Below are 20,385 nucleotides of genomic sequence, written 5' to 3'. Positions count from 1 at the left end.
TAATGATGGCAGAGAGGTCACACCCGTTCCCATACCGAACACGGAAGTTAAGCTCTCTAGCGCCGATGGTAGTTGGGACCTTGTCCCTGTGAGAGTAGGACGTTGCCAGGCTAATATTATTCCGCAGTAGCTCAGTGGTAGAGCTATCGGCTGTTAACCGATCGGTCGTAGGTTCGAGTCCTACCTGCGGAGCCATTATGCTTCCATAGCTCAGCTGGTAGAGCACTTCCATGGTAAGGAAGAGGTCACCGGTTCAAGCCCGGTTGGAAGCTTGGGAATAGGTTTAAAACTTTTTTGGCCCGTTGGTCAAGTGGTTAAGACACCGCCCTTTCACGGCGGTAACACGGGTTCGAATCCCGTACGGGTCACCACTTTTGGAGGATTAGCTCAGCTGGGAGAGCACCTGCCTTACAAGCAGGGGGTCGGCGGTTCGATCCCGTCATCCTCCACCATATATATTTAAAATGTCGGAGGGGTAGCGAAGTGGCTAAACGCGGCGGACTGTAAATCCGCTCCTTCGGGTTCGGCAGTTCGAATCTGCCCCCCTCCACCATTTTCTTTAAAATAACCTGAGAGGGTTTATTTTTTTGAAAAGATAACCATACTAGTAAATATTAATGGGCTATAGCCAAGCGGTAAGGCAACGGACTTTGACTCCGTCATGCGCTGGTTCGAATCCAGCTAGCCCAGCCATTTACGAGCCATTAGCTCAGTTGGTAGAGCATCTGACTTTTAATCAGAGGGTCGAAGGTTCGAGTCCTTCATGGCTCATCATTTTTGCGGAAGTAGTTCAGTGGTAGAATACAACCTTGCCAAGGTTGGGGTCGCGGGTTCGAATCCCGTCTTCCGCTTAATTAATAAGGGGCCTTAGCTCAGCTGGGAGAGCGCCTGCCTTGCACGCAGGAGGTCAGCGGTTCGATCCCGCTAGGCTCCATCTAAATAAAAAAGCTTACATCATACGATGTAAGCTTTTTTTGTGTTTAAAAAGACAACTTTTATACTTGTCGTTTAAAATGAAGAAAACGTAAAAATAAGGGATGGGGAGATAATTGTGAAAGTTGTTATTGCATCTGATTCATATAAAGAAAGCCTAAAAGCTATAGAAGTATGTGGAGCTATTGAAAGAGGTTTTAGAGCAATTTTTCCTAATGCAGAGTATGTGAAAATACCAATTGGAGATGGAGGAGAAGGGACGGTTGAATCACTTGTTGATGCTACAGAGGGGAGAATTATATCAATTAGTGTGACAGGACCGCTTAGAGAAGGTATACAAGCTTTTTATGGCATTTCTAAAGATAAAAAGACAGCGTTTATTGAAATGGCAGCAGCATCAGGATTACAGCACGTTCCAGTTGAAAAGCGCAACCCACTTATTACAACGACAAAAGGAACAGGAGAACTTATATTACATGCGCTAGATCAAGGAGTGGAGTACATAATTTTAGGACTTGGAGGAAGTGCTACAAATGATGGCGGGGCAGGTATGTTAGCGGCTTTAGGAGTAAGGTTTATAAATGGCAAGGGTGAAGTAATAGATCCATCTGGAGGCACATTACACTCGATTGTTACTATTGATTTTTCACGAATGGACCCACGCTTAAAGGGGGTAAAGATAGAAGCGGCATGTGATGTGGATAATCCATTAGTCGGAATGCAGGGAGCATCTTTCGTATTTGGGAGACAAAAGGGTGCAAATATAGAGATGATGAAAGAGCTAGATGAGAATTTACAACATTATGCGAATATGCTTAAACGATATGTATCTTTTGATGTATCTGAAATACCTGGTGCAGGGGCAGCGGGAGGAATGGGAGCGGCTGTTATTTCAGTGTTAAAGGGAGACTTGCGTAGGGGCATTGAAATTGTATTAGATTATACAAATTTCGATAAACATATAGAAGATGCACATCTTATTATAACTGGTGAAGGTAGAATAGATAAACAAACTGCATATGGAAAGGCTCCTGTGGGTGTTGCGGGGCGTGCAAAACGTTTTTCTGTGCCTGTAATTGCTATTGGAGGGTCTGTATCATCTGATTATTCAGCTGTGTACGAGAAAGGAATAGATGCGGTATTTAGTATCACAACGAGACCGATGACACTAGAAGAAGCATATAAAGTAGCAGAAGAAAATATTGAAATGACAACGAAGAATATTGCAACAGTATGGAAAATAGCATCAGAAAAACACTTCTAAATATAGGAGTGTTTTATTATTATTATTTAATAATAGTGATTGCGATTGTTTCATTAAGTTAACTTTATACATAGAATAGTCTTAAAATTTGGTTTTCAACGTGAATATAAGTGAATAAATTGTATATCCATACAGAAAAATGTCGAGTTGAGTCAGACTATATAAAAGATTTAAAATATTTAGTGAAGGCATAAAAGGGGGATACTATCTATGAAAAAAGAAATCTCAGTTATTGGAGTTCCAATGGATTTAGGACAGATGCGTCGTGGAGTTGATATGGGACCGAGCGCGATTCGTTATGCAGGGGTAATTGAAAGAATTGAAGAAATTGGATATGACGTTAAAGATATGGGAGATATATGTATAGAGAGAGAAAAAGAGATAGATGAAAATACAAAATTAAGAAACCTTACACAAGTTGCAACTGTATGTAATGAATTAGCAAGTAAGGTGGATCATATTATAGAAGAAGGTCGTTTTCCACTTGTATTAGGTGGTGACCATAGTATTGCTATCGGTACATTAGCTGGTGTAGCAAAACATTATAAAAACTTAGGCGTTATTTGGTATGATGCACATGGTGATTTAAATACAGAGGAAACTTCACCATCTGGAAATATTCATGGTATGTCACTTGCAGCAAGTTTAGGTTATGGACATTCTTCACTTGTAGATTTATACGGAGCATATCCAAAGGTGAAAAAAGAGAATGTCGTAATTATCGGTGCGCGTGCATTGGATGAAGGAGAAAAAGATTTCATTCGCAATGAAGGTATTAAAGTGTTCTCAATGCATGAAATTGATCGTATGGGGATGACGGCTGTGATGGAAGAAACAATCGCATATTTATCTCATACCGATGGTGTACACTTATCATTAGATTTAGATGGTCTTGATCCTCATGATGCACCAGGTGTTGGAACGCCTGTAATTGGCGGTCTATCTTATCGTGAAAGTCATTTGGCGATGGAAATGTTAGCAGAAGCTGATATTATCACATCTGCTGAATTTGTTGAGGTAAATACGATTTTAGATGAGAGAAATAGAACGGCAACAACAGCAGTTGCTTTAATGGGTTCTTTATTCGGTGAAAAACTAAAATAAATGTAAGAAAAGCAACTGAGAAGTTGCTTTTTTTATTTGAAAATAAGCGTATAATAATGATTTATATTATACTGTACAATAAAAATGTTTGACATCTTACCAATTTGAGCTAAAGGGGGTTGTTTGTAATTGTCGTTTGTTTCATGTATGGTATAATTAACTAGTTGTTGGAAATACATACAGATAGAGCATAAAACAATATTTCAATATATGGATAGAATTGCTCGTAAGTAGGAGGAAGGGATAGCATGCCTTTTGAAGATACGACCATTTTGAAATATCTTAGTACGGCATTAGATATTGCCATTGTATGGTTTATTATATATAAGCTAATTCTTATAATCCGAGGGACGAAAGCTGTTCAACTTTTAAAAGGGATTACAGTTATTATCGTCGTTAAGATGATCAGTATTTTCCTTGAATTGCGTACGCTATCTTGGCTAACTGAACAAGTATTAACGTGGGGATTTTTAGCCGTTATTATTATCTTTCAGCCAGAATTGCGAAGAGCACTTGAGCAGCTAGGGCGCGGGAGTTTATTTTCGCGTGTTGGAACGCATGAGGATGATGAACCTGAAATGGTTGCAACAGCGATAGCAAAAGCAACCGAATATATGGGGAAACGTAGAATTGGTGCATTAATTACTTTGTCAAAAGAGACCGGTATGGGTGATTATGTGGAAACGGGTATTCCGCTTAATGCAAACGTATCATCGGAATTACTTATTAATATTTTTATTCCAAATACACCTCTTCATGACGGAGCGGTAATTATGCAAGGAAGTACAATTAAAGCAGCAGCATGCTATCTTCCATTATCAGAAAGTCCGTTTATTTCTAAAGAATTAGGAACTAGACATCGTGCTGCAATGGGAGTTAGTGAAGTTACTGATAGTATTACAGTAGTTGTGTCTGAAGAAACTGGTCAAATTTCTTTAACGAAAAATGGTAAGTTGCATCGTGATTTGAAGACAGAACAGCTGAAAGATATGTTATTAGCTGAATTTAGTGGAAACGAAAAAACGACTTCTTCGTCTTTATGGAATTGGAGGAGAAAGCGTCATGGATAAGTTAATGGAGAATCATTGGTTTTTAAAAGGGATCTCATTACTATTGGCGTGTATGCTTTTTATGTCAGCGACGTTAACTGAAAAAAATACGACATCAGGTATATTACCTTTTGCAAATGATACGAAAGAAACATTAACTAATTATGCTATTAATCTTAAGTATGATGAGGAGAAATATATTGTAAGTGGTATTCCGGCAGAGGGCGTTAAAGTAAAATTAGAAGGCCCAAAAGCATCAGTTGCTACAGCAAAAGCAAAAAAACAATTTGACATACCGGTTGATTTGCGAGATAGTCCAAAAGGAACTTATGAGATTTCTTTAAAAACGAACGGGCTTCCAGATGATGTGAAAGGAACAGTTCAGCCATCAACAATTAAAGTTACTCTTCATGAAAAGGCGAGAAAATATGTTCATGTAGATCTGAAATTATCAAATGAGGATCAGATGCCAGCGGGGGCTACTCTAGAAAAATCAAGCCTTAAACCGGATACTGTTGAGGTAGTTGGGACGAAAGAAGAAATTGAAAGCATTTCCTCTGCCAAAGCGTATGTTGATTTAAAAGGTGTTAATAAAACTGTTACAAAAACGCCCGAAGTTACATTATACAATAAAGAAGGAAAACGTTTAAATGTAAGAACAAGTCCATCTAAGATTAGTGTAACGTTGAATGTGGCAACGCAAACTACAGCCAATAATACTGAAAAAACTGTTCCTGTAACGTATACGAAGAAGGGGAGTTTAGCAGAAGGATTGGCGGTTACAAATATCAGTGTTGAACCGAGAGAAGTAACGATAGCTGGTCCAAAAGATATTTTGGATAATATACAATCGCTAGAGGGGGTCGAAGTAGATCTTAGTCAATTGACAGAGTCTACAACATTCGATGCCTCTGTTTTATTACCCAAGGGTGTAACAAATGCCAAACCGAATCAAGTGAAGGTTTCGGTGGGAGTGCAAAAAACAAAACAAACGAAAACAAAAACGATTGATGGTATCCCAATCCAGAAAAATGGACTGTCTAAAGATGTTACTGCTCAGCTACTTTCGCCGCAAGATGGAAAGATAAGTGTTGATATTTCAGGAGAAGCAAGTATAGTAGATAAAATAACAGCTGATAAAATAACAGCGGTAATTAATCTGCAAAATGTATCCTCAGGGACGAAAGATATTTCCATTCAAGTGAGCGGTCCTGGTAATATTTCAATAGAGCCAAAACAAAAAAGTGCTAAAGTTACTATTGTGAAGAAAGAAAAACCAGATAAAGAAGTACAGGGTAACGGTCAACAACCGGATTCAAATACGGATCAAGAAAATCAAAATGAGAAACCAAAAAATCCTGAACCTGATTCAGAAAAAGAACAGGAAAAGAATCAAAACCAAAATCAAAATCAAGATAAAGATAAAGAAACGAGTCAAGAACCAACAGTAGATAATCAAAAAGAGCAAGAAAAAGGAGCGAATCATAATGGGTAAATATTTTGGTACAGATGGAGTACGCGGAGTTGCAAATAAGGAGTTAACACCTGAATTAGCTTTCAAAATTGGACGTTTTGGTGGTTATGTATTAACAAAAGATACAGATCGTCCAAAAGTAATTATCGGTCGTGATACACGTGTATCTGGTCATATGTTAGAAGGAGCTTTAGTAGCAGGTCTATTATCAACTGGAGCAGAAGTAATGCGCCTTGGCGTTATTTCTACACCGGGCGTTGCTTATTTAACAAAAGCACTAGATGCACAAGCGGGTGTTATGATTTCTGCATCTCATAATCCAGTACAAGATAACGGTATTAAATTCTTTGGTTCAGACGGCTTTAAATTAACAGATGAGCAAGAAGCTGAGATTGAAGCTTTATTAGACAAAGAAGTTGATGAACTACCACGTCCGACAGGTACTAATCTTGGACAAGTGAGCGATTACTTTGAAGGTGGACAAAAATATTTACAGTACATTAAACAAACTGTTGAAGAAGATTTCTCTGGCCTACATATCGCTTTAGATTGTGCACATGGTGCAACTTCTTCTCTAGCTCCATACTTATTTGCAGACCTAGAAGCTGATATTTCAACAATGGGAACTTCTCCAAACGGTATGAATATTAATGAGGGTGTAGGATCTACACATCCAGAAGGCTTAGCTGAATTGGTAAAAGAAAAAGGTGCGGATATCGGACTTGCTTTTGATGGCGATGGCGACCGTTTAATTGCTGTAGACGAAAAAGGAAACATCGTTGACGGTGATCAAATTATGTTCATTTGTGCGAAATATATGAAAGAAACTGGTCAATTAAAACATAATACAGTTGTTTCAACTGTTATGAGTAACTTAGGTTTCTACAAGGCACTTGAAGCAAATAATATTACAAGTGATAAAACAGCAGTTGGTGACCGCTACGTAATGGAAGAAATGAAGCGTGGAGGTTACAACCTAGGTGGAGAACAATCAGGCCATATTATCTTACTTGATTACATTACAACTGGTGATGGAATGTTAAGTGCACTTCAACTTGTAAACATCATGAAAATGACGAAAAAGCCATTATCTGAGCTTGCAGGAGAAATGACGAAATTCCCACAATTGTTAGTAAACGTTCGTGTAACAGATAAAAAATTAGCATTAGAAAATGAAAAAATTAAAGAAATTATTCGTGTTGTAGAGGAAGAAATGAACGGTGATGGCCGTATTCTTGTTCGTCCATCTGGAACAGAGCCACTTATTCGTGTAATGGCAGAAGCACCAACACAAGAAGTTTGTGATGCATATGTACATCGCATTGTAGAAGTTGTGAAAGCCGAAGTTGGCGCTGAATAATTAGCTGAATTTATATGAAAAAGGAGCACAAAAAGTGCTCCTTTTTCATATGTTTTATAGACGATGAAAAAAATTTCATTGACGGTTTATCCATGTTTGTTATAAGATGGTCTTGTTCTTTTTCTCAAAGGAAATATTGTAAATTATAAAAGCGCCAGAACTACAAATAGTGTAGTTGACGAGGTGGGGTTTATCGAGATTTCGGCGGATGACTCCCGGTTGTTCATCACAACCGCAAGCTTTTACTTAAATCATTAAGGTGACTTAGTGGACAAAGGTGAAAGTGTGATGAGAGAAGAGGAACGGATGAAAACTAGCTGTATAAGTATATACGGACTTAAACCCAATCGAGAGGAAGGTGAAAGCCGTTACAAGCTTACAGGGCTAGCAATATGTAATCCGTTTTTTAGTATAAATAAAAATGGTATCGGACTATGTCGTTACATGTTCGCAGAGCAGTGTAAGCATTTGTAACGGCGACTAAACATGTGTGGAATCGTAGGATTTATTGGAGAGCAAGATGCAAAGGAAATTTTATTAAAAGGTTTAGAAAAGTTAGAATATCGTGGATATGATTCAGCAGGTATTGCAGTACAAGCAGAGAACGGTGTTGTTGTATACAAAGAAAAAGGCCGTATCGCAAAACTTCGTGAAATCGTAGATGAGAACGTAGCAGCAAGCGTGGGTATCGGACACACACGCTGGGCTACACACGGTGTTCCAAGTAAAGTAAACGCGCATCCGCATCAAAGTACATCAAAACGCTTTACATTAGTTCATAACGGTGTAATTGAAAACTATGAATTAGTGAAAAAGGAATATTTACAAGATGTAACGTTCGTAAGTGAAACAGATACAGAGGTTATCGTACAGCTTATGGAACAACAAGTGAGCACAGGATTAAGTGTAGAAGAAGCGTTCCGTAATACGCTATCTCTTTTACATGGCTCTTATGCAATCGGATTACTTGATGCTGAAAATCCAAACATGATTTATGTTGCTAAAAACAAAAGCCCGCTATTAGTAGGTGTTGGTGACAACTTTAATGTTGTGGCAAGCGACGCTATGGCGATGTTACAAGTTACAGATCAATTTATTGAGTTAATGGATAAAGAAATCGTAATCGTAACGAAAGAAAGTATTACAATTAAAAACTTACAAGGTGAAACGATTGAACGTGCACCGTTTACAGCGGAATTAGACGCAAGTGATATTGAAAAGGGAACATATCCTCATTTCATGCTTAAAGAAATCGATGAGCAACCACTTGTAATCCGTAATATAATTCAAAAGTATCAAGATGAAAATGGCGAAATTGAATTAAATCAAGACATCCGCAATGCGATCTTAGATAGCGATCGTATTTACATCATTGCATGTGGAACGAGTTATCATGCAGGTCTTGTTGGAAAACAATTTATCGAGAAGTTTGCAAAAATGCCAGTTGAAGTACACGTGGCAAGTGAATTCTCTTACAACATGCCATTATTAACAGAAAGACCATTCTTCATTTACATTTCACAAAGTGGTGAAACAGCTGATAGCCGTGCAGTACTTGTGCAAACAAATGAAATGGGCCATAAAGCATTAACAATTACAAACGTGCCTGGTTCTACGCTTTCTCGTGAAGCTGATTATACACTTCCGTTATACGCTGGACCAGAAATTGCAGTTGCATCAACGAAAGCTTACACAGCACAGCTTGCAGTACTTTCAATTTTAGCGGCTGATATTGCTAAAGCAAAAGGTGAAGTTCTTGATTTCGATTTAACACACGAACTAGGACTTGTAGCAAATGCAATGATAGAACTTTGTGATCAAAAAGAAGAAATGGACGCATTAGCAAAACAATTTTTAGCGACAACGCGTAACTGTTTCTTCATCGGACGTAGCGTAGACTTCTACGTAGGATTAGAAGGTGCGTTAAAACTAAAAGAAATCTCTTACATCCAAGCAGAAGGATTCGCTGGAGGAGAGTTAAAACACGGTACAATCGCTTTAATCGAAAATGGTACACCAGTTATCGCACTTGCTACACAAGAGCACGTAAACCTTGGAATTCGCGGCAACGTGAAAGAGGTAGTAGCACGCGGAGCTAACCCATGTATCATCTCAATGAAAGGCTTAGAAATGGAAGGAGACAGCTTCGTATTACCAGCTGTACACGAAGCGCTAGCACCGCTAGTAGCAGTTATTCCATTACAACTTATCTCATACTACGCAGCACTTCACCGCGAGTGTGACGTTGATAAGCCACGTAACTTAGCTAAGTCTGTTACTGTTGAGTAGGAGATTGGTAGGTTAATAAGTATAGTTATACGTTTGAAATAAATTAAAACTAAGAAAAAACTCTGTAAAAATCATTTTACAGAGTTTTTTTAGTTATTTATTGTTTTACATAACAAATTGTTACTTGTTCGTCTATGTGGAAAATCTGTAACGCTTTACCATCTAAATTTTTAACCTCATATGATGAATAAATAGGTCTTTCCAATTTCACTTCTTGACCATTTTGAGTTCCTTTTTCCACCATTAGCGTTAACTGATGGGAAGAAACGTCTGCTTGGTATGTTCCTGTTAAGTAATTATCTTTATTTGGATAAGAACCATTTGCATATGTTTCAAATGTCTTATCTGCTTTTAGGACTAACGTAGTTTTGACTCCGTCTCCGTAATCAATACCCCAATTACCTACAAGCTCTGTACCGTCTTTATAGTTGTTCTGTACATTCTTAAACTTAGCGGAATCCTCGTCTGGTGTATCAATTTTTCCTTTGAATATACCAGTTTTATCTTGGGTACTGTATGTTTTAACTGTATTACCACTAGATAAACTCGGTGAGTTAGAAGAACTAGTACCACTTGTTGTAGAAGTAGTTGTTGAACCACCCTTAGCTTCCGCTTTTAACTTATTAAATACAGGTTTCCAAATGCGTTTTGCTTCATCTAATTTATTGTTTGCTTTATCTATGATTGCATCATCCGTATCTTTAAGTGTTTTAGAGTAATCAAATAACTTCGATACTTCTTTGAAAGATTCTTTTAACTTTTGAACAGCTTTTACAATTTCCTTATGATCTTCCTTGTATTTTCCTGGTGCATCTATACGCTCTATTTTATTAAATACTTTATCTAAGTCTTTAATACTATCTCGTACCTCTTCATTTGACTTACTTCCCTTTTTATTATCCCTCACAGAAGCATCATAGTAATCTAGACGTCTTAATAAGTCTTCTTCAATGTCTACCATAAGTTGTGGGTAATCCTCAGGCAAAACCATAATCATCTTAACATCTTTACTTTCTTCTTTTGAGTTAGTTGATTTTTCCTTTGTTTCAGATGATTTACCTTCTGTCTTAGTTTCTTTACTTTCTTGTTTACCAGATTCAGCATTTGTTTTTTCTTTTTCTCCAAATAAATTTGTTACACTACAAGCTGACATAGAAACTACTAATCCAGATGCTAGTAAAATTTTACCTGTACTCTTTTTGAAATTCTTCATATGATTTTTCAATTCTCCCTTTAAAAACATAAAATAGATGTGCTTTAGCCCCTTTAAAACTAAAAAACATACCCCTTCTATATTTATTTTATAATACCTTTCTACGTATAATATTTTACAATTAATTACAGATACGGTCAAAATTTATCTTAGTTTAACGATGTTCACAAAAAAGATGCGAAGCTTTATTCCTTCAAGTAAAGATTCTAAGTGAGTTTTGATTAAAATTTTTTTATGAAAATCTCATACTTAGTTAAAAAGAGTGATTCTATTTTGATCAATCGTTTTTTCAAAATGAATTTTTTTGTTGTTAAATAAAGATTTGTGACTTCATTTTTATCAAATTTTATTCCAAACCAACATATAGTTATAGCTTTAAAATAAATTTACAAATTTGTATCTAAAAGGGGTGTTTTTGTGTCGAAAAAGAACATCTAGAATTGGTAAGTGGATAGAACTCCATAAATTAAAGTTTTACTTTATCGACTTCACTTTTATTTATCTGAATTTTCCGTTATTATTTTAAGTATTCGTGAACAATTTCCTTTATTACGGCAAAAAGAGACGAGAGATTTATGGACATTTCAAGGGGGTATATTGATGAAAGTGAATGAAAAAACATATTTAAGTATAGAAGAGATTATTTCATTACCAACCGTATCAAGTACAAACATAAGTGATGATGGTAAAAACGTAGCATTTGTTAAGAAGACGGCTGATTGGAAAGACAATATATATAGGAATCATGTATGGATATATGAAAAAGATAAGAAGCAGAGTTACCCATTATCAAATGGGGATATAGATAGTACACACCCATTATGGTCTCCAGATGCTAGGTGCCTCGCATATCTTAGTCCAGTTGGTGATGGGGAAAATCAGATATTTGTTAAGTCACTAGATGGTTATAGAGAGGTTCAAATTACTGATGAGAAAGAAGGAGTCAGTACATTCAAATGGGGGCCTACTGGCAAGGGTCTTTATTATGTTACGCAGTCAAAACAATGTGAGGAGATAAAGAAACGTAAGGACCTATATGGAGATTTTCAACATATAGGTAAGGAACACCAGAATAATTGTTTATATTACATTGAAATAGAAAAGGTGATACAAAGTGATACAGATGAACACGAGAACAGAGTTGTTTATCAATTAACGGATGGTAAGGATTTTCATATCCATGAATTTGATATTTCAAATGATGGTAAAAAGGTTGTATTTATGGTGACACCAAGCTCAAATATGGCAGATTATATAAATGGAGATCTATACATACTCCATATTAAAGCTGGAGAGCTACAAAAGCTGAATGTAGATAAGTTGTTGGGAGGGAGTGTTTGCTTTTCTCCTGACGGGAGTAAAATATGTTACACAGCAAGCATAAGAGAGAAGGATTACTATAGAAACCATATACAAGATAGTACGTTAGAGATATATGATATAAATACCGGAGAGGTAATTCAACCTTTAACAGATTTTGATAGTACGGTTATGCCATTACAGTGGACAGCTAAAGGGGTTTTAATTAGGTGGCAGAATAAAACGAATTATCTTATTGGATTGCTAGCCGAAGATGGCACTGTGGAAATATTAAGCGAAAAAGTAGATGGCTTTATAATGGATGCTTCTATAACAAAGGATGGCAAACATATATCCTACAATAAGGCAATAACAAATGAAACCTTTGAAATCTATTTAGACGATAAAAAAATAACGGATGAAAATAGCTTTTTCAAAGGGAAACTTAGAAGTAACAGGGAAATCATCTCATGGAAAAGTAGCGATGGTCTTGAAATAGAAGGGGTTTTATCAAAGCCAGTAGAGTTTGACACTAATAAAAAATATCCTTTATTAGTAGTAATTCACGGTGGTCCAGCTTGGGCATCTTTTCCGATATTTTCAGACTGCTTCAATGAGAAATATCCGATTGAACAGTTTGTTGAAAAAGGCTTTATCGTTTTAGAACCAAATTACAGAGGAAGTTCAGGTTATGGTAATGAATTTTTAAAAGCTAACTATAGAAAACAGGGGATTGCTGATTACGACGATGTTATATCAGGAGTTGATAAACTAGTTGATCAAGGGATAGTAGATAAAGATAGAGTAGGAGTTATGGGATGGAGCAACGGAGGATATATATCAGCTTTCTGTTCTACATTTAGTAGTAGGTTTAAAGCTATTTCAGTTGGAGGTGGAATAACTAACTGGAATACTCATTATGTAAATACAGATATACCTTACTTTATTAGAATGTATTTAGGAAATACTCCATGGAATGATCCGGAGATCTATACGAAGACATCACCAATGACGTATATTAAATCAGCTTGTACGCCTACCTTAATCCAACATGGCGAAAAGGATGCAAGAATTCCAATTACAAATGCATATGATCTATATCAAGGATTAATGGATATGGAAGTTGATACAGAATTAATTATATTTAAAGGAATGGCATATAGTTCTGACCAACCAGGAGTTCATGTGGCTATTATGAAGCAGAACTTGATGTGGTTTTCACACTATATTCTTGGAGAGAGTATGGAGGGTTTTAGGACTTTGTAATGGATGTTTGTACAAGACATAAGGTTGAAACTGTCTTTATATTGAGATGATTTATTATAAAATATATACTTAAACTACTATCAGTACATACATTAGGGAGGACTAATATGACAGGGAATAAAAATGACTTACTAGTAGAAAAACGTGAAGAGTTATTGAAAGTATTGCAAGTTCGTTTTGAGAAAAACATGAACCGCCATGAAGGTCTTGAATGGGCTAAAGTTGAAGCGAAGATAGAAGCTAATGCTGAAAAATTATGGTCACTTAACGAAATGGAAGTAACTGGCGGTGAGCCGGATGTTGTCGGTTATGATGAAGAAAAGGACGAATATACTTTCTATGATTGTTCAAAGGAGAGTCCTAAAGGCCGCAGAAGTCTTTGTTATGATCTTGAAGCGTTAGAATCAAGAAAAAAACATAAACCAGAAAATAACGTTATTGATGTTGCCAATGCTATGGGCATTGAACTATTAACGGAAGAACAATATCGGGAATTGCAACAACTTGGCGATTTTGACATGAAATCATCAAGTTGGGTACAAACACCTTCAGATATTAGAGAACTCGGTGGTGCTCTATTTTGCGATTATCGCTTTGGACATGTTTTCGTGTACCACAATGGAGCAGACTCTTACTATGCTGCCAGAGGTTTTCGTGGCTCGTTAAAAGTTTAAATTAGGATAAATAAGAAAAAGAGCCTATATTCAGGCTCTTTTTCTTATTTATATTTTAAAAGTAAACTGTTACTACGCAGTTTTACTTAATTTATATGTTCCGTGGTTGTTTTTACGGAAAAGTTTAGGGAAAACAGAGCCATCTAATCCAATACGTCCAGCGTTCTGCCCTGCAACTAAAATGAACATAGTCAAAATAAGCAGGTTTGGGTTTACACTAACAGTTCCACTTAATAAAAATGAAAGATTCATTATGATTCCGAAAAATGCAGCTGTTTTTGTTAATCCGCCTAAAATTAAGCCTAGACCTACTAAAATTTCTCCCCATTGAACTAAAAAGCTAAATAGGTCTGCGTTTGGAAGGACAAAATGTTGAAGAAAATCTGCCCACCAACTTTGTACTGCAGGGTGGTCACCTGATGCTTGAGCAATAGCACCCTTTAGAAAGCCACTTGCGTCAAAAGATTGTCCGAAGACTTTGCCTATCCCAGCAGCGAGCCATGTATATCCTATGTAAAGCCGTAAAAGTAATAATATGAAAGTAGCACGTTTATCAGTTCTAAAAAAATTGATAACCATTGAAATCCCTCCAATATTGTATTTACAAGTTTATTATATATCCATTGTGAAAAGATTCACAATGGATATAATGTGAACAAGGATAGGCTGTGAGTAATTGTTTTATTTTTTGTAACATTTTATCTGTTTTGGTAAACTAAGAATAGAGATATATGGAGAGGAGACAAAGACTCAATATGTGGATGAACTTGTAATGATTAGAAACTACTAGATAGATGAATTTTTCTCTCGTAAGCGAGGGTTTATTTAGTTATCTGTAAATCATTCAAGGAATGCATATTTGGCTTGTACATCCCTTTTATAAGGATAGGTGCCTATTTTATGTATCTGTCTTTTTTGTGGGAAAGTTTATATCTCTTATATAAAATATGCGTCCTTTAAACTTGGAGGAGTATATGATGAACCAATTAAAAAATAAAGTAGCAGTTATTACAGGGGTAAGTCGTCTAGACGGTATAGGCGCAGCAATTTGCAAAGAATTGGCTGAATCAGGATACGATATATTTTTTACGTATTGGACGGATTATGATAAAGAGATGCCATGGGGCGTTGAGAAAAATGAACAAATACAATTAGAAGAAGAGCTATTACAAAACGGTGTTAGAGTATCAAGCATGGAGTTAGATTTAACTCGGAATGATGCACCGAAAGAGCTTATAAATAAAGTTAATGAACAATTAGGGTACCCTCATATATTAATTAATAATGCAGCATATTCTACGAATAATGATTTCTCTATGTTGACTGCTGAAGAATTAGATAAGCATTATATGGTGAATATTCGTGCGACTACATTGCTCAGTAGTCAATTTGCCCGTGGATTTGATAAAAAATCTGGTGGTAGAATTGTGAATATGACTTCGGGGCAATTTCAAGGTCCTATGGTAGGAGAACTAGCGTATGCAACAACGAAGGGAGCTATTGATGCTCTTACTAGTACGTTGTCAGCAGAGGTAGCTCATTTAGGAATAACAGTGAATGCAATTAATCCAGGACCAACTGATACAGGATGGATGACTGAAGAGATAAAACAAGGGTTAAAGCCGATGTTTCCTTTTGGCAGAATTGGTGAGCCAAAGGATGCAGCTAGACTCATTAAATTTCTAGTAAGTGAAGAAGCTGAGTGGATTACTGGGCAAGTTATTCATTCAGAAGGTGGATTTAAAAGATAAAAAGAAGGTATCTCACCTTGGTGAGATACCTTCTTTTTTAATCTTTCTTCAATCTTCGTGCAACACCATGCCCTAAAGACTGTAATCCTTGAACGAGGATAATTAAAATAAAGACAGTTGCATACATTACTTCAGGCTCGTAGCGTAAATGTCCGAAGCGGTATGCTAAGTCCCCTAGCCCACCAGCGCCTACAAGACCAGCCATTGCTGTTGCGCCGATTAAGCCAATCGTTGCAATTGTTAATCCAAGTACAAGGGAGGGACGAGCTTCTTTCACCATAACGTGCCAAATAATTTTTATAGTAGAGACGCCCATCGCTTGATAGGCTTCAATAACGCCGCGATCGACTTCTAGTAAAGCTGTCTCCATTAAACGTGCGATATAAGGGGCTGTGAAGACGACAAGCGGTACGATAACACCTTGCACGCCAATGGATGTTCCCATTAGAAACTTTGTAAAAGGCAAGATAAAGAATAATAGAATGATAAATGGAAGAGAGCGAATAACATTAATAACCGTATTAAGAATAGGATAGATGATTTTATTTTCATGCTGTCCACCAGGTCTCGTTAAAACAAGTGTGACGCCAAGTGGCAGTGCAATAAGGATAGAGATGAGTAATGAAATAGATGTCATTTGAAAGGTTTGGATTGTGGCTTCCCATATGACTTTACCCCATTCATCCAAAAAGGACTTGTTTCCCATAATCTGTTCTACCTCCTTCTACGATGATTCCTTGCTCTTGTAAAAATGATAAAGCACGGTGGATTTCATTTTGTTCCCCTTGCATATGAACGACTAGTTTTCCATATGCTTCATGTTTTAACTGCGTAATATTACCGGATAAAATATTCGGATACACTTGGAAACGTTTTGTGGCAACGGCTAAGGCAGGTTCCCCTGAAGTAGTGCCAATAAATGAAAGTGTTACAATTTCTCCAGTACGTTGTAGTTCTTTCTGTACCTCTTCTGAAATTTTCGCTGCAAATGCGCTATTTACAAATTTTTTCGTGGTTACATGTTGTGGGTTTGTGAAAATATCTTTTACAGTCCCACTTTCGACTACAGATCCATGTTCCATAACAGCAACGCGGTCACATATACGCTGGATGACATTCATTTCATGTGTAATGAGTAAAATCGTAATTCCGATTTCTTCGTTAATCTTTAATAGCAAATCAAGGATAGAATCGGTTGTTTCTGGATCTAATGCGCTCGTTGCTTCATCACTTAATAACACTTCAGGTTCATGTGATAGCGCACGAGCAATTGCAACACGCTGTTTTTGACCACCAGAAAGTTCGCTTGGATACGCATCTTTTCTATTAAAAAGATCGACAATGCGTAAATACTTTTCTACTCTTTTTTCAATTTCTGCTTTTGGAATGCCAGCAAGCCGTAACGGTAATGCGATATTTTCATAAACGGTAACAGTTTTAAGTAAATTGAATCCTTGAAAGATCATTCCGATTTTTTGTCTCGCTTTTGCTAGTTCTTTTGTCGATAACGTTGTTAAGTCTTGTTCGTTTACAATGATATTTCCTGTCGTTGGTTTTTCTAATAAATTTACACATCGAATCAATGTACTTTTACCAGCGCCACTATACCCAATGATTCCAAATACTTCGCCTTTTTCTACTTTAAGGGAAGTAGACTTAAGAGCCTCAACATTCCCTTTTTTTGTTGTAAATACTTTGGATATGTTTTTTAATTCAATCATTATCGTCAGCTCCTACCAAGATGGTAAAACTGAACCATCAAATTTTTTCTCGATAAACTCTTTTACTTCTTTAGATTGATAAGCTTTCTTTAATTTGTTTACAACGGCATCATCTTTATTTTCAGTACGAACAACGACCCAGTTCACATATGGTGAATCTTTTCCTTCGCGGAAAATAGAATCTTTCGCCGGACTTAATTTCGCACCTAATGCAAAGTTTGTGTTAATTGCAGCTGCTTTCACTTCACTTAGTTGCGTTGGTAATTGAGATGCCTCTAATTCGACAATCTTTAATTTTTTTGGATTTTCAATTACATCTTTTGCAGTCGCTTTTTCTGTAGCCTTTGGATCAACTTTTAAAACCCCTGCTTTTTCAAATAATTTTAAAGCTCGGAGTTCATTCGTTGGGTCATTTGGTACAGCAATTGCGTCGCCCTCTTTTAAGTCTTTTACATCTTTTATGTCTTTAGAATAGACGCCCATAGGGAATGTTACTGTTGAAAATACTTCGGTTAATTTCATATTACGTTCAGCTTTAAATACGTCTAAATATGATTTCGTTTGATAGCTATTTACATCAAGGCTTTTTTCATCGAGGGATACGTTTGGTGCTACATAATCATTAAATACTTTTATATCAATTTCGAGGCCATCTTTCGCTGCCACTTCTTTTACCTTTTCAAAAATCTGCTCATGCGGCCCGCCTGTTACACCGACAGTAATCTTTTTCTCATCTAACGCTTTTACTTGTTTATCTGAACCTGCGCTACATGCGCCTAATAATAGTACCGCTCCGCTTACAATGCTTAATAATACTTTCTTCATCTATGATTCCCCCTTCATATACGTTCCAAAATAAAAAGCACCTCTCAAAATAAGAGAGGTGCCGAATAGACGAAATAGGTTCCTCTCTTATCTTCCAAAACGAAAACTCGTTTTGCAGGAATTAGCACCTTAGCTTATACGTCATAAGCTCGGTTGCCGGGCATCATCGGGCCAGTCCCTCCGCCACTCTTGATAAGAGTATGTGTATGTAGTTTTTTAGTATGGTACTAATAGTAAATCTTACAAAAAGAATTGTCAATTATATTTTCAGAATATATTTTATTTTAAGGTAATCGAAACGTTCCCCTTTTTATGTCCTTTTTCTACATATATATGAGCTTCAGCAATTTCTTCTAATCGGTAAGTTCTATCAATAACAGGTTTTAGCTTTTCTGTTTCAGCTAGTTGTTTTAGTAGGTTCATATCTTCTTTACTGACTTTTGCCATCATTCCGTTCACAGATACATAATTTCCATTAGGCATTAATGCATCTGTACAAAGAGACTTATTATATTTTCCAACTGCATCAAATATAATGTCATAGTGCTCGCCCCGCTTAGTAAAATCTTCTTTCATATAATCAATTACGTTGTCTGCCCCTAAAGCTGTTACTAAATCGAAATTCGAACTACTACAAATGGCTGTGACAGTCGCCCCGAAGTATTTCGCAAGTTGTACGGCAGCTGTCCCTACTGACCCAGAGGCGCCGTATATAAGTACTCGTTGCCCTTTTTTTATCTGTCCTTTTCTAAGGAAGTGCAATGCTGAAGTTCCGCCAAAAGGAATAACGGCAGCTTCTTCATATGTCACATTGGTAGGTTTTAATGCTATTAATCCACTTTCATGCACGCATGTGTATTCGGCATAACCACCAAGGTTTAGTTCTGTTAATGCAAAAACTTGATCTCCTTTTTTAAATTGTGTTACATCTGTTCCAATGTCTTCGATTTCACCGGATAACTCTACGCCAAGTATAGGTTTTCTCGGTTTTCTGAAACCTAATATGATCCGCATAGGAATCCAAAATAAGAGGGGGCTATTAAAGCCACGTATTCTACAATCTCCAGTCGATACACTTGTTGCGTGAATTTTAACTAATACTTCATTTTTTTTAGGTTTAGGCTTTTCTATATTTTGAAGTTGGAGAACATTAGGTGGTCCATACTTTGTGCAAATAATAGCTTTCATAATGACCTCCTGAAATGAGTTGTTATTATTTACATCATATTTAAACTTTTTCTCAAACATGTTGCTATATAGGAAATAAATTTAAAGAAGAATATTACGAATTATATAGATTTCATAGGAAAAGAGGTGATATTATTTTGGGAAAGGGGGCAACAGTATGAAAAAAATTATTTTTGTTTCAAGTTTAGTACTTGCAATCAGTCTAGGGGTAGGGTGTAGTAATGAGAAAACAGCAAAGACGGATGAGCCGAAAAAAGAATCCGTTCAAAAAGAAAAGGAATTAACGGCGAAAGATGTTTTCAAGAAAACGAATGAAGCTTTTAAAAATGAAGAACATGTAACGATGACATATGGTGTAGGGGTAAAAGCTGAGGGAACAGAGATGGATATATTAAAGGCTAAGATGCAATTAGAGCCAAAGACAAAGAATTCTCGTTCTGAAATGAATATTTCCGGTACAGATGTTGTAGTGTATACTGTGGATGGTAAAGTTGCTGGTGAGGTAAAAAACCCTAATACAGGAGAAGTTGTAACCGTACCAGAGGAGCAATTAAACGCTGGTGGAATGAAAGCGACTCAAGATATTATAGATAAATTAGAAGTACCGGAAGTAGTTTTAGATAAAATGAAGCTGGAGAAAAGCGGAGATAAATATAAACTGAAATTTACATTAAAAGGGCAAGAAACAGAAAGTATGTTAACTAGCATGGATGAAACGCAGAAGAAAATGTTACAAGCACAAAATGCGAAGATAGAAGAAGTGGATGCAGAATATATCATTACAAAAGATTTTAAATATGAATCAGCAAAGATAGACATGATTATGAGTAGCAATGGCAAGGATAAAGCACACATTATTACGAACGCAAAATATACGTCGTATGAAAAGTTTGACCCAATACAATTGCCAGCAGCAAAGTAACAGTTTTGATAAGGAGGAACCTAAAATAAGGTCCCTCTTTTTTGTATTCTTTC

17 protein-coding genes, 9 tRNA genes, 1 rRNA gene and 1 riboswitch are annotated in these 20,385 nt (G+C 36.5%); of the genes, 21 read left to right on the top strand and 6 right to left on the bottom strand.

Features of this window, described 5'->3' with window-relative positions:
• From rrf to glmS, 17 genes are all read left to right on the top strand, one after another.
• Positions 1–111, top strand: a 5S ribosomal RNA gene (rrf, locus tag MR136_RS24760); the annotation flags it as partial.
• A gap of 9 nt (positions 112–120) precedes the next feature.
• Positions 121–195: transfer RNA gene (locus MR136_RS24755), tRNA-Asn, on the top strand.
• A gap of 4 nt (positions 196–199) precedes the next feature.
• Positions 200–272 (top strand) — tRNA-Thr (locus MR136_RS24750).
• Positions 273–296: 24 nt separating this feature from the next.
• Positions 297–371: transfer RNA gene (locus MR136_RS24745), tRNA-Glu, on the top strand.
• Positions 372–376: 5 nt separating this feature from the next.
• Positions 377–452 (top strand) — tRNA-Val (locus tag MR136_RS24740).
• A gap of 17 nt (positions 453–469) precedes the next feature.
• Positions 470–553, top strand: a tRNA-Tyr gene (locus MR136_RS24735).
• A 65-nt stretch (positions 554–618) separates the two neighbouring features.
• A tRNA-Gln gene (locus MR136_RS24730) sits at positions 619–693 on the top strand.
• 5 nt (positions 694–698) lie between these two features.
• Positions 699–771, top strand: a tRNA-Lys gene (locus tag MR136_RS24725).
• A gap of 8 nt (positions 772–779) precedes the next feature.
• Positions 780–851, top strand: a tRNA-Gly gene (locus MR136_RS24720).
• 10 nt (positions 852–861) lie between these two features.
• Positions 862–934, top strand: a tRNA-Ala gene (locus MR136_RS24715).
• Positions 935–1,051: 117 nt separating this feature from the next.
• The gene (locus tag MR136_RS24710) at positions 1,052–2,197 is read left to right on the top strand and encodes a glycerate kinase (protein WP_017674436.1); all 1,146 of its coding nucleotides are present in this window, start codon (positions 1,052–1,054) and stop codon (positions 2,195–2,197) included.
• A gap of 210 nt (positions 2,198–2,407) precedes the next feature.
• Positions 2,408–3,301, top strand: coding sequence for an arginase (gene rocF / locus MR136_RS24705; RefSeq protein WP_000711563.1), 894 nt, complete (start codon positions 2,408–2,410; stop codon positions 3,299–3,301).
• 248 nt (positions 3,302–3,549) lie between these two features.
• Positions 3,550–4,371, top strand: a complete 822-nt coding sequence (cdaA, locus tag MR136_RS24700) for a diadenylate cyclase CdaA (protein ID WP_001115697.1) — start codon at positions 3,550–3,552, stop codon at positions 4,369–4,371.
• The gene (locus MR136_RS24695) at positions 4,364–5,845 is read left to right on the top strand and encodes a CdaR family protein (protein ID WP_061456705.1); all 1,482 of its coding nucleotides are present in this window, start codon (positions 4,364–4,366) and stop codon (positions 5,843–5,845) included. Before cdaA ends, MR136_RS24695 begins: the two co-directional genes overlap by 8 nt.
• Positions 5,838–7,184, top strand: coding sequence for a phosphoglucosamine mutase (glmM, locus tag MR136_RS24690; RefSeq protein WP_000521476.1), 1,347 nt, complete (start codon positions 5,838–5,840; stop codon positions 7,182–7,184). Before MR136_RS24695 ends, glmM begins: the two co-directional genes overlap by 8 nt.
• 288 nt (positions 7,185–7,472) lie before the next feature.
• Positions 7,473–7,658 (top strand): hypothetical protein, encoded by a 186-nt coding sequence (locus tag MR136_RS24685; protein ID WP_001206405.1) that lies wholly within the window; start codon positions 7,473–7,475, stop codon positions 7,656–7,658.
• A 12-nt stretch (positions 7,659–7,670) separates the two neighbouring features.
• Positions 7,671–9,473 (top strand): glutamine--fructose-6-phosphate transaminase (isomerizing), encoded by a 1,803-nt coding sequence (glmS, locus tag MR136_RS24680; RefSeq protein WP_000334163.1) that lies wholly within the window; start codon positions 7,671–7,673, stop codon positions 9,471–9,473.
• A 97-nt stretch (positions 9,474–9,570) separates the two neighbouring features.
• Here the strand turns inward: glmS and MR136_RS24675 are convergent, their stop codons facing one another.
• The gene (locus MR136_RS24675; RefSeq protein WP_011109777.1) at positions 9,571–10,698 is read right to left on the bottom strand and encodes a DUF3994 domain-containing protein; all 1,128 of its coding nucleotides are present in this window, start codon (positions 10,696–10,698) and stop codon (positions 9,571–9,573) included.
• A 588-nt stretch (positions 10,699–11,286) separates the two neighbouring features.
• Here MR136_RS24675 and MR136_RS24670 point away from each other — a divergent pair.
• Entirely contained in the window at positions 11,287–13,251 is a 1,965-nt protein-coding gene (locus MR136_RS24670; RefSeq protein ID WP_017674445.1) for a S9 family peptidase, read from the top strand.
• Between the two features lie 107 nt (positions 13,252–13,358).
• Positions 13,359–13,925 carry a DUF4256 domain-containing protein gene (locus MR136_RS24665; protein ID WP_000147398.1) on the top strand — a complete coding sequence of 189 codons (567 nt, stop codon included), beginning with the start codon at positions 13,359–13,361 and terminating at the stop codon, positions 13,923–13,925.
• Between the two features lie 72 nt (positions 13,926–13,997).
• Here the strand turns inward: MR136_RS24665 and MR136_RS24660 are convergent, their stop codons facing one another.
• Positions 13,998–14,504: a DoxX family membrane protein gene (locus MR136_RS24660; RefSeq protein WP_000236334.1), complete on the bottom strand. Its 507-nt coding sequence runs from the start codon at positions 14,502–14,504 to the stop codon at positions 13,998–14,000.
• Between the two features lie 395 nt (positions 14,505–14,899).
• Between MR136_RS24660 and MR136_RS24655 the strand changes: the two genes are divergently transcribed.
• The gene (locus MR136_RS24655) at positions 14,900–15,676 is read left to right on the top strand and encodes an SDR family oxidoreductase (RefSeq protein WP_031312425.1); all 777 of its coding nucleotides are present in this window, start codon (positions 14,900–14,902) and stop codon (positions 15,674–15,676) included.
• A 37-nt stretch (positions 15,677–15,713) separates the two neighbouring features.
• Here the strand turns inward: MR136_RS24655 and MR136_RS24650 are convergent, their stop codons facing one another.
• The 4 genes from MR136_RS24650 to MR136_RS24635 all read right to left on the bottom strand — a co-directional run bounded on the left by MR136_RS24650 (position 15,714) and on the right by MR136_RS24635 (position 19,410).
• On the bottom strand, positions 15,714–16,382 hold the full coding sequence (locus tag MR136_RS24650; protein ID WP_031312426.1) for a methionine ABC transporter permease: 669 nt from the start codon (positions 16,380–16,382) through the stop codon (positions 15,714–15,716).
• Positions 16,357–17,397 (bottom strand): methionine ABC transporter ATP-binding protein, encoded by a 1,041-nt coding sequence (locus MR136_RS24645; protein WP_061456702.1) that lies wholly within the window; start codon positions 17,395–17,397, stop codon positions 16,357–16,359. The genes MR136_RS24650 and MR136_RS24645 overlap by 26 nt, the downstream gene beginning before the upstream one ends.
• 12 nt (positions 17,398–17,409) lie before the next feature.
• Positions 17,410–18,222 carry a MetQ/NlpA family ABC transporter substrate-binding protein gene (locus MR136_RS24640; protein ID WP_017674448.1) on the bottom strand — a complete coding sequence of 271 codons (813 nt, stop codon included), beginning with the start codon at positions 18,220–18,222 and terminating at the stop codon, positions 17,410–17,412.
• A gap of 84 nt (positions 18,223–18,306) precedes the next feature.
• A riboswitch (SAM riboswitch) is annotated at positions 18,307–18,421 on the bottom strand.
• Between the two features lie 80 nt (positions 18,422–18,501).
• Positions 18,502–19,410: an NAD(P)-dependent alcohol dehydrogenase gene (locus tag MR136_RS24635; protein WP_061456701.1), complete on the bottom strand. Its 909-nt coding sequence runs from the start codon at positions 19,408–19,410 to the stop codon at positions 18,502–18,504.
• A 157-nt stretch (positions 19,411–19,567) separates the two neighbouring features.
• Between MR136_RS24635 and MR136_RS24630 the strand changes: the two genes are divergently transcribed.
• Positions 19,568–20,332, top strand: a complete 765-nt coding sequence (locus MR136_RS24630) for a DUF6612 family protein (RefSeq protein WP_000720094.1) — start codon at positions 19,568–19,570, stop codon at positions 20,330–20,332.
• The last annotated feature ends 53 nt before the right edge of the window (positions 20,333–20,385 follow it).

The organism is Bacillus cereus group sp. BfR-BA-01311 (genome assembly GCF_022664295.1).
Lineage (GTDB): Bacteria > Bacillota > Bacilli > Bacillales > Bacillaceae_G > Bacillus_A > Bacillus_A cereus.
Note: the sequence above shows the minus strand (reverse complement) of the source record. Positions and strands in the feature narration are given on the sequence as shown.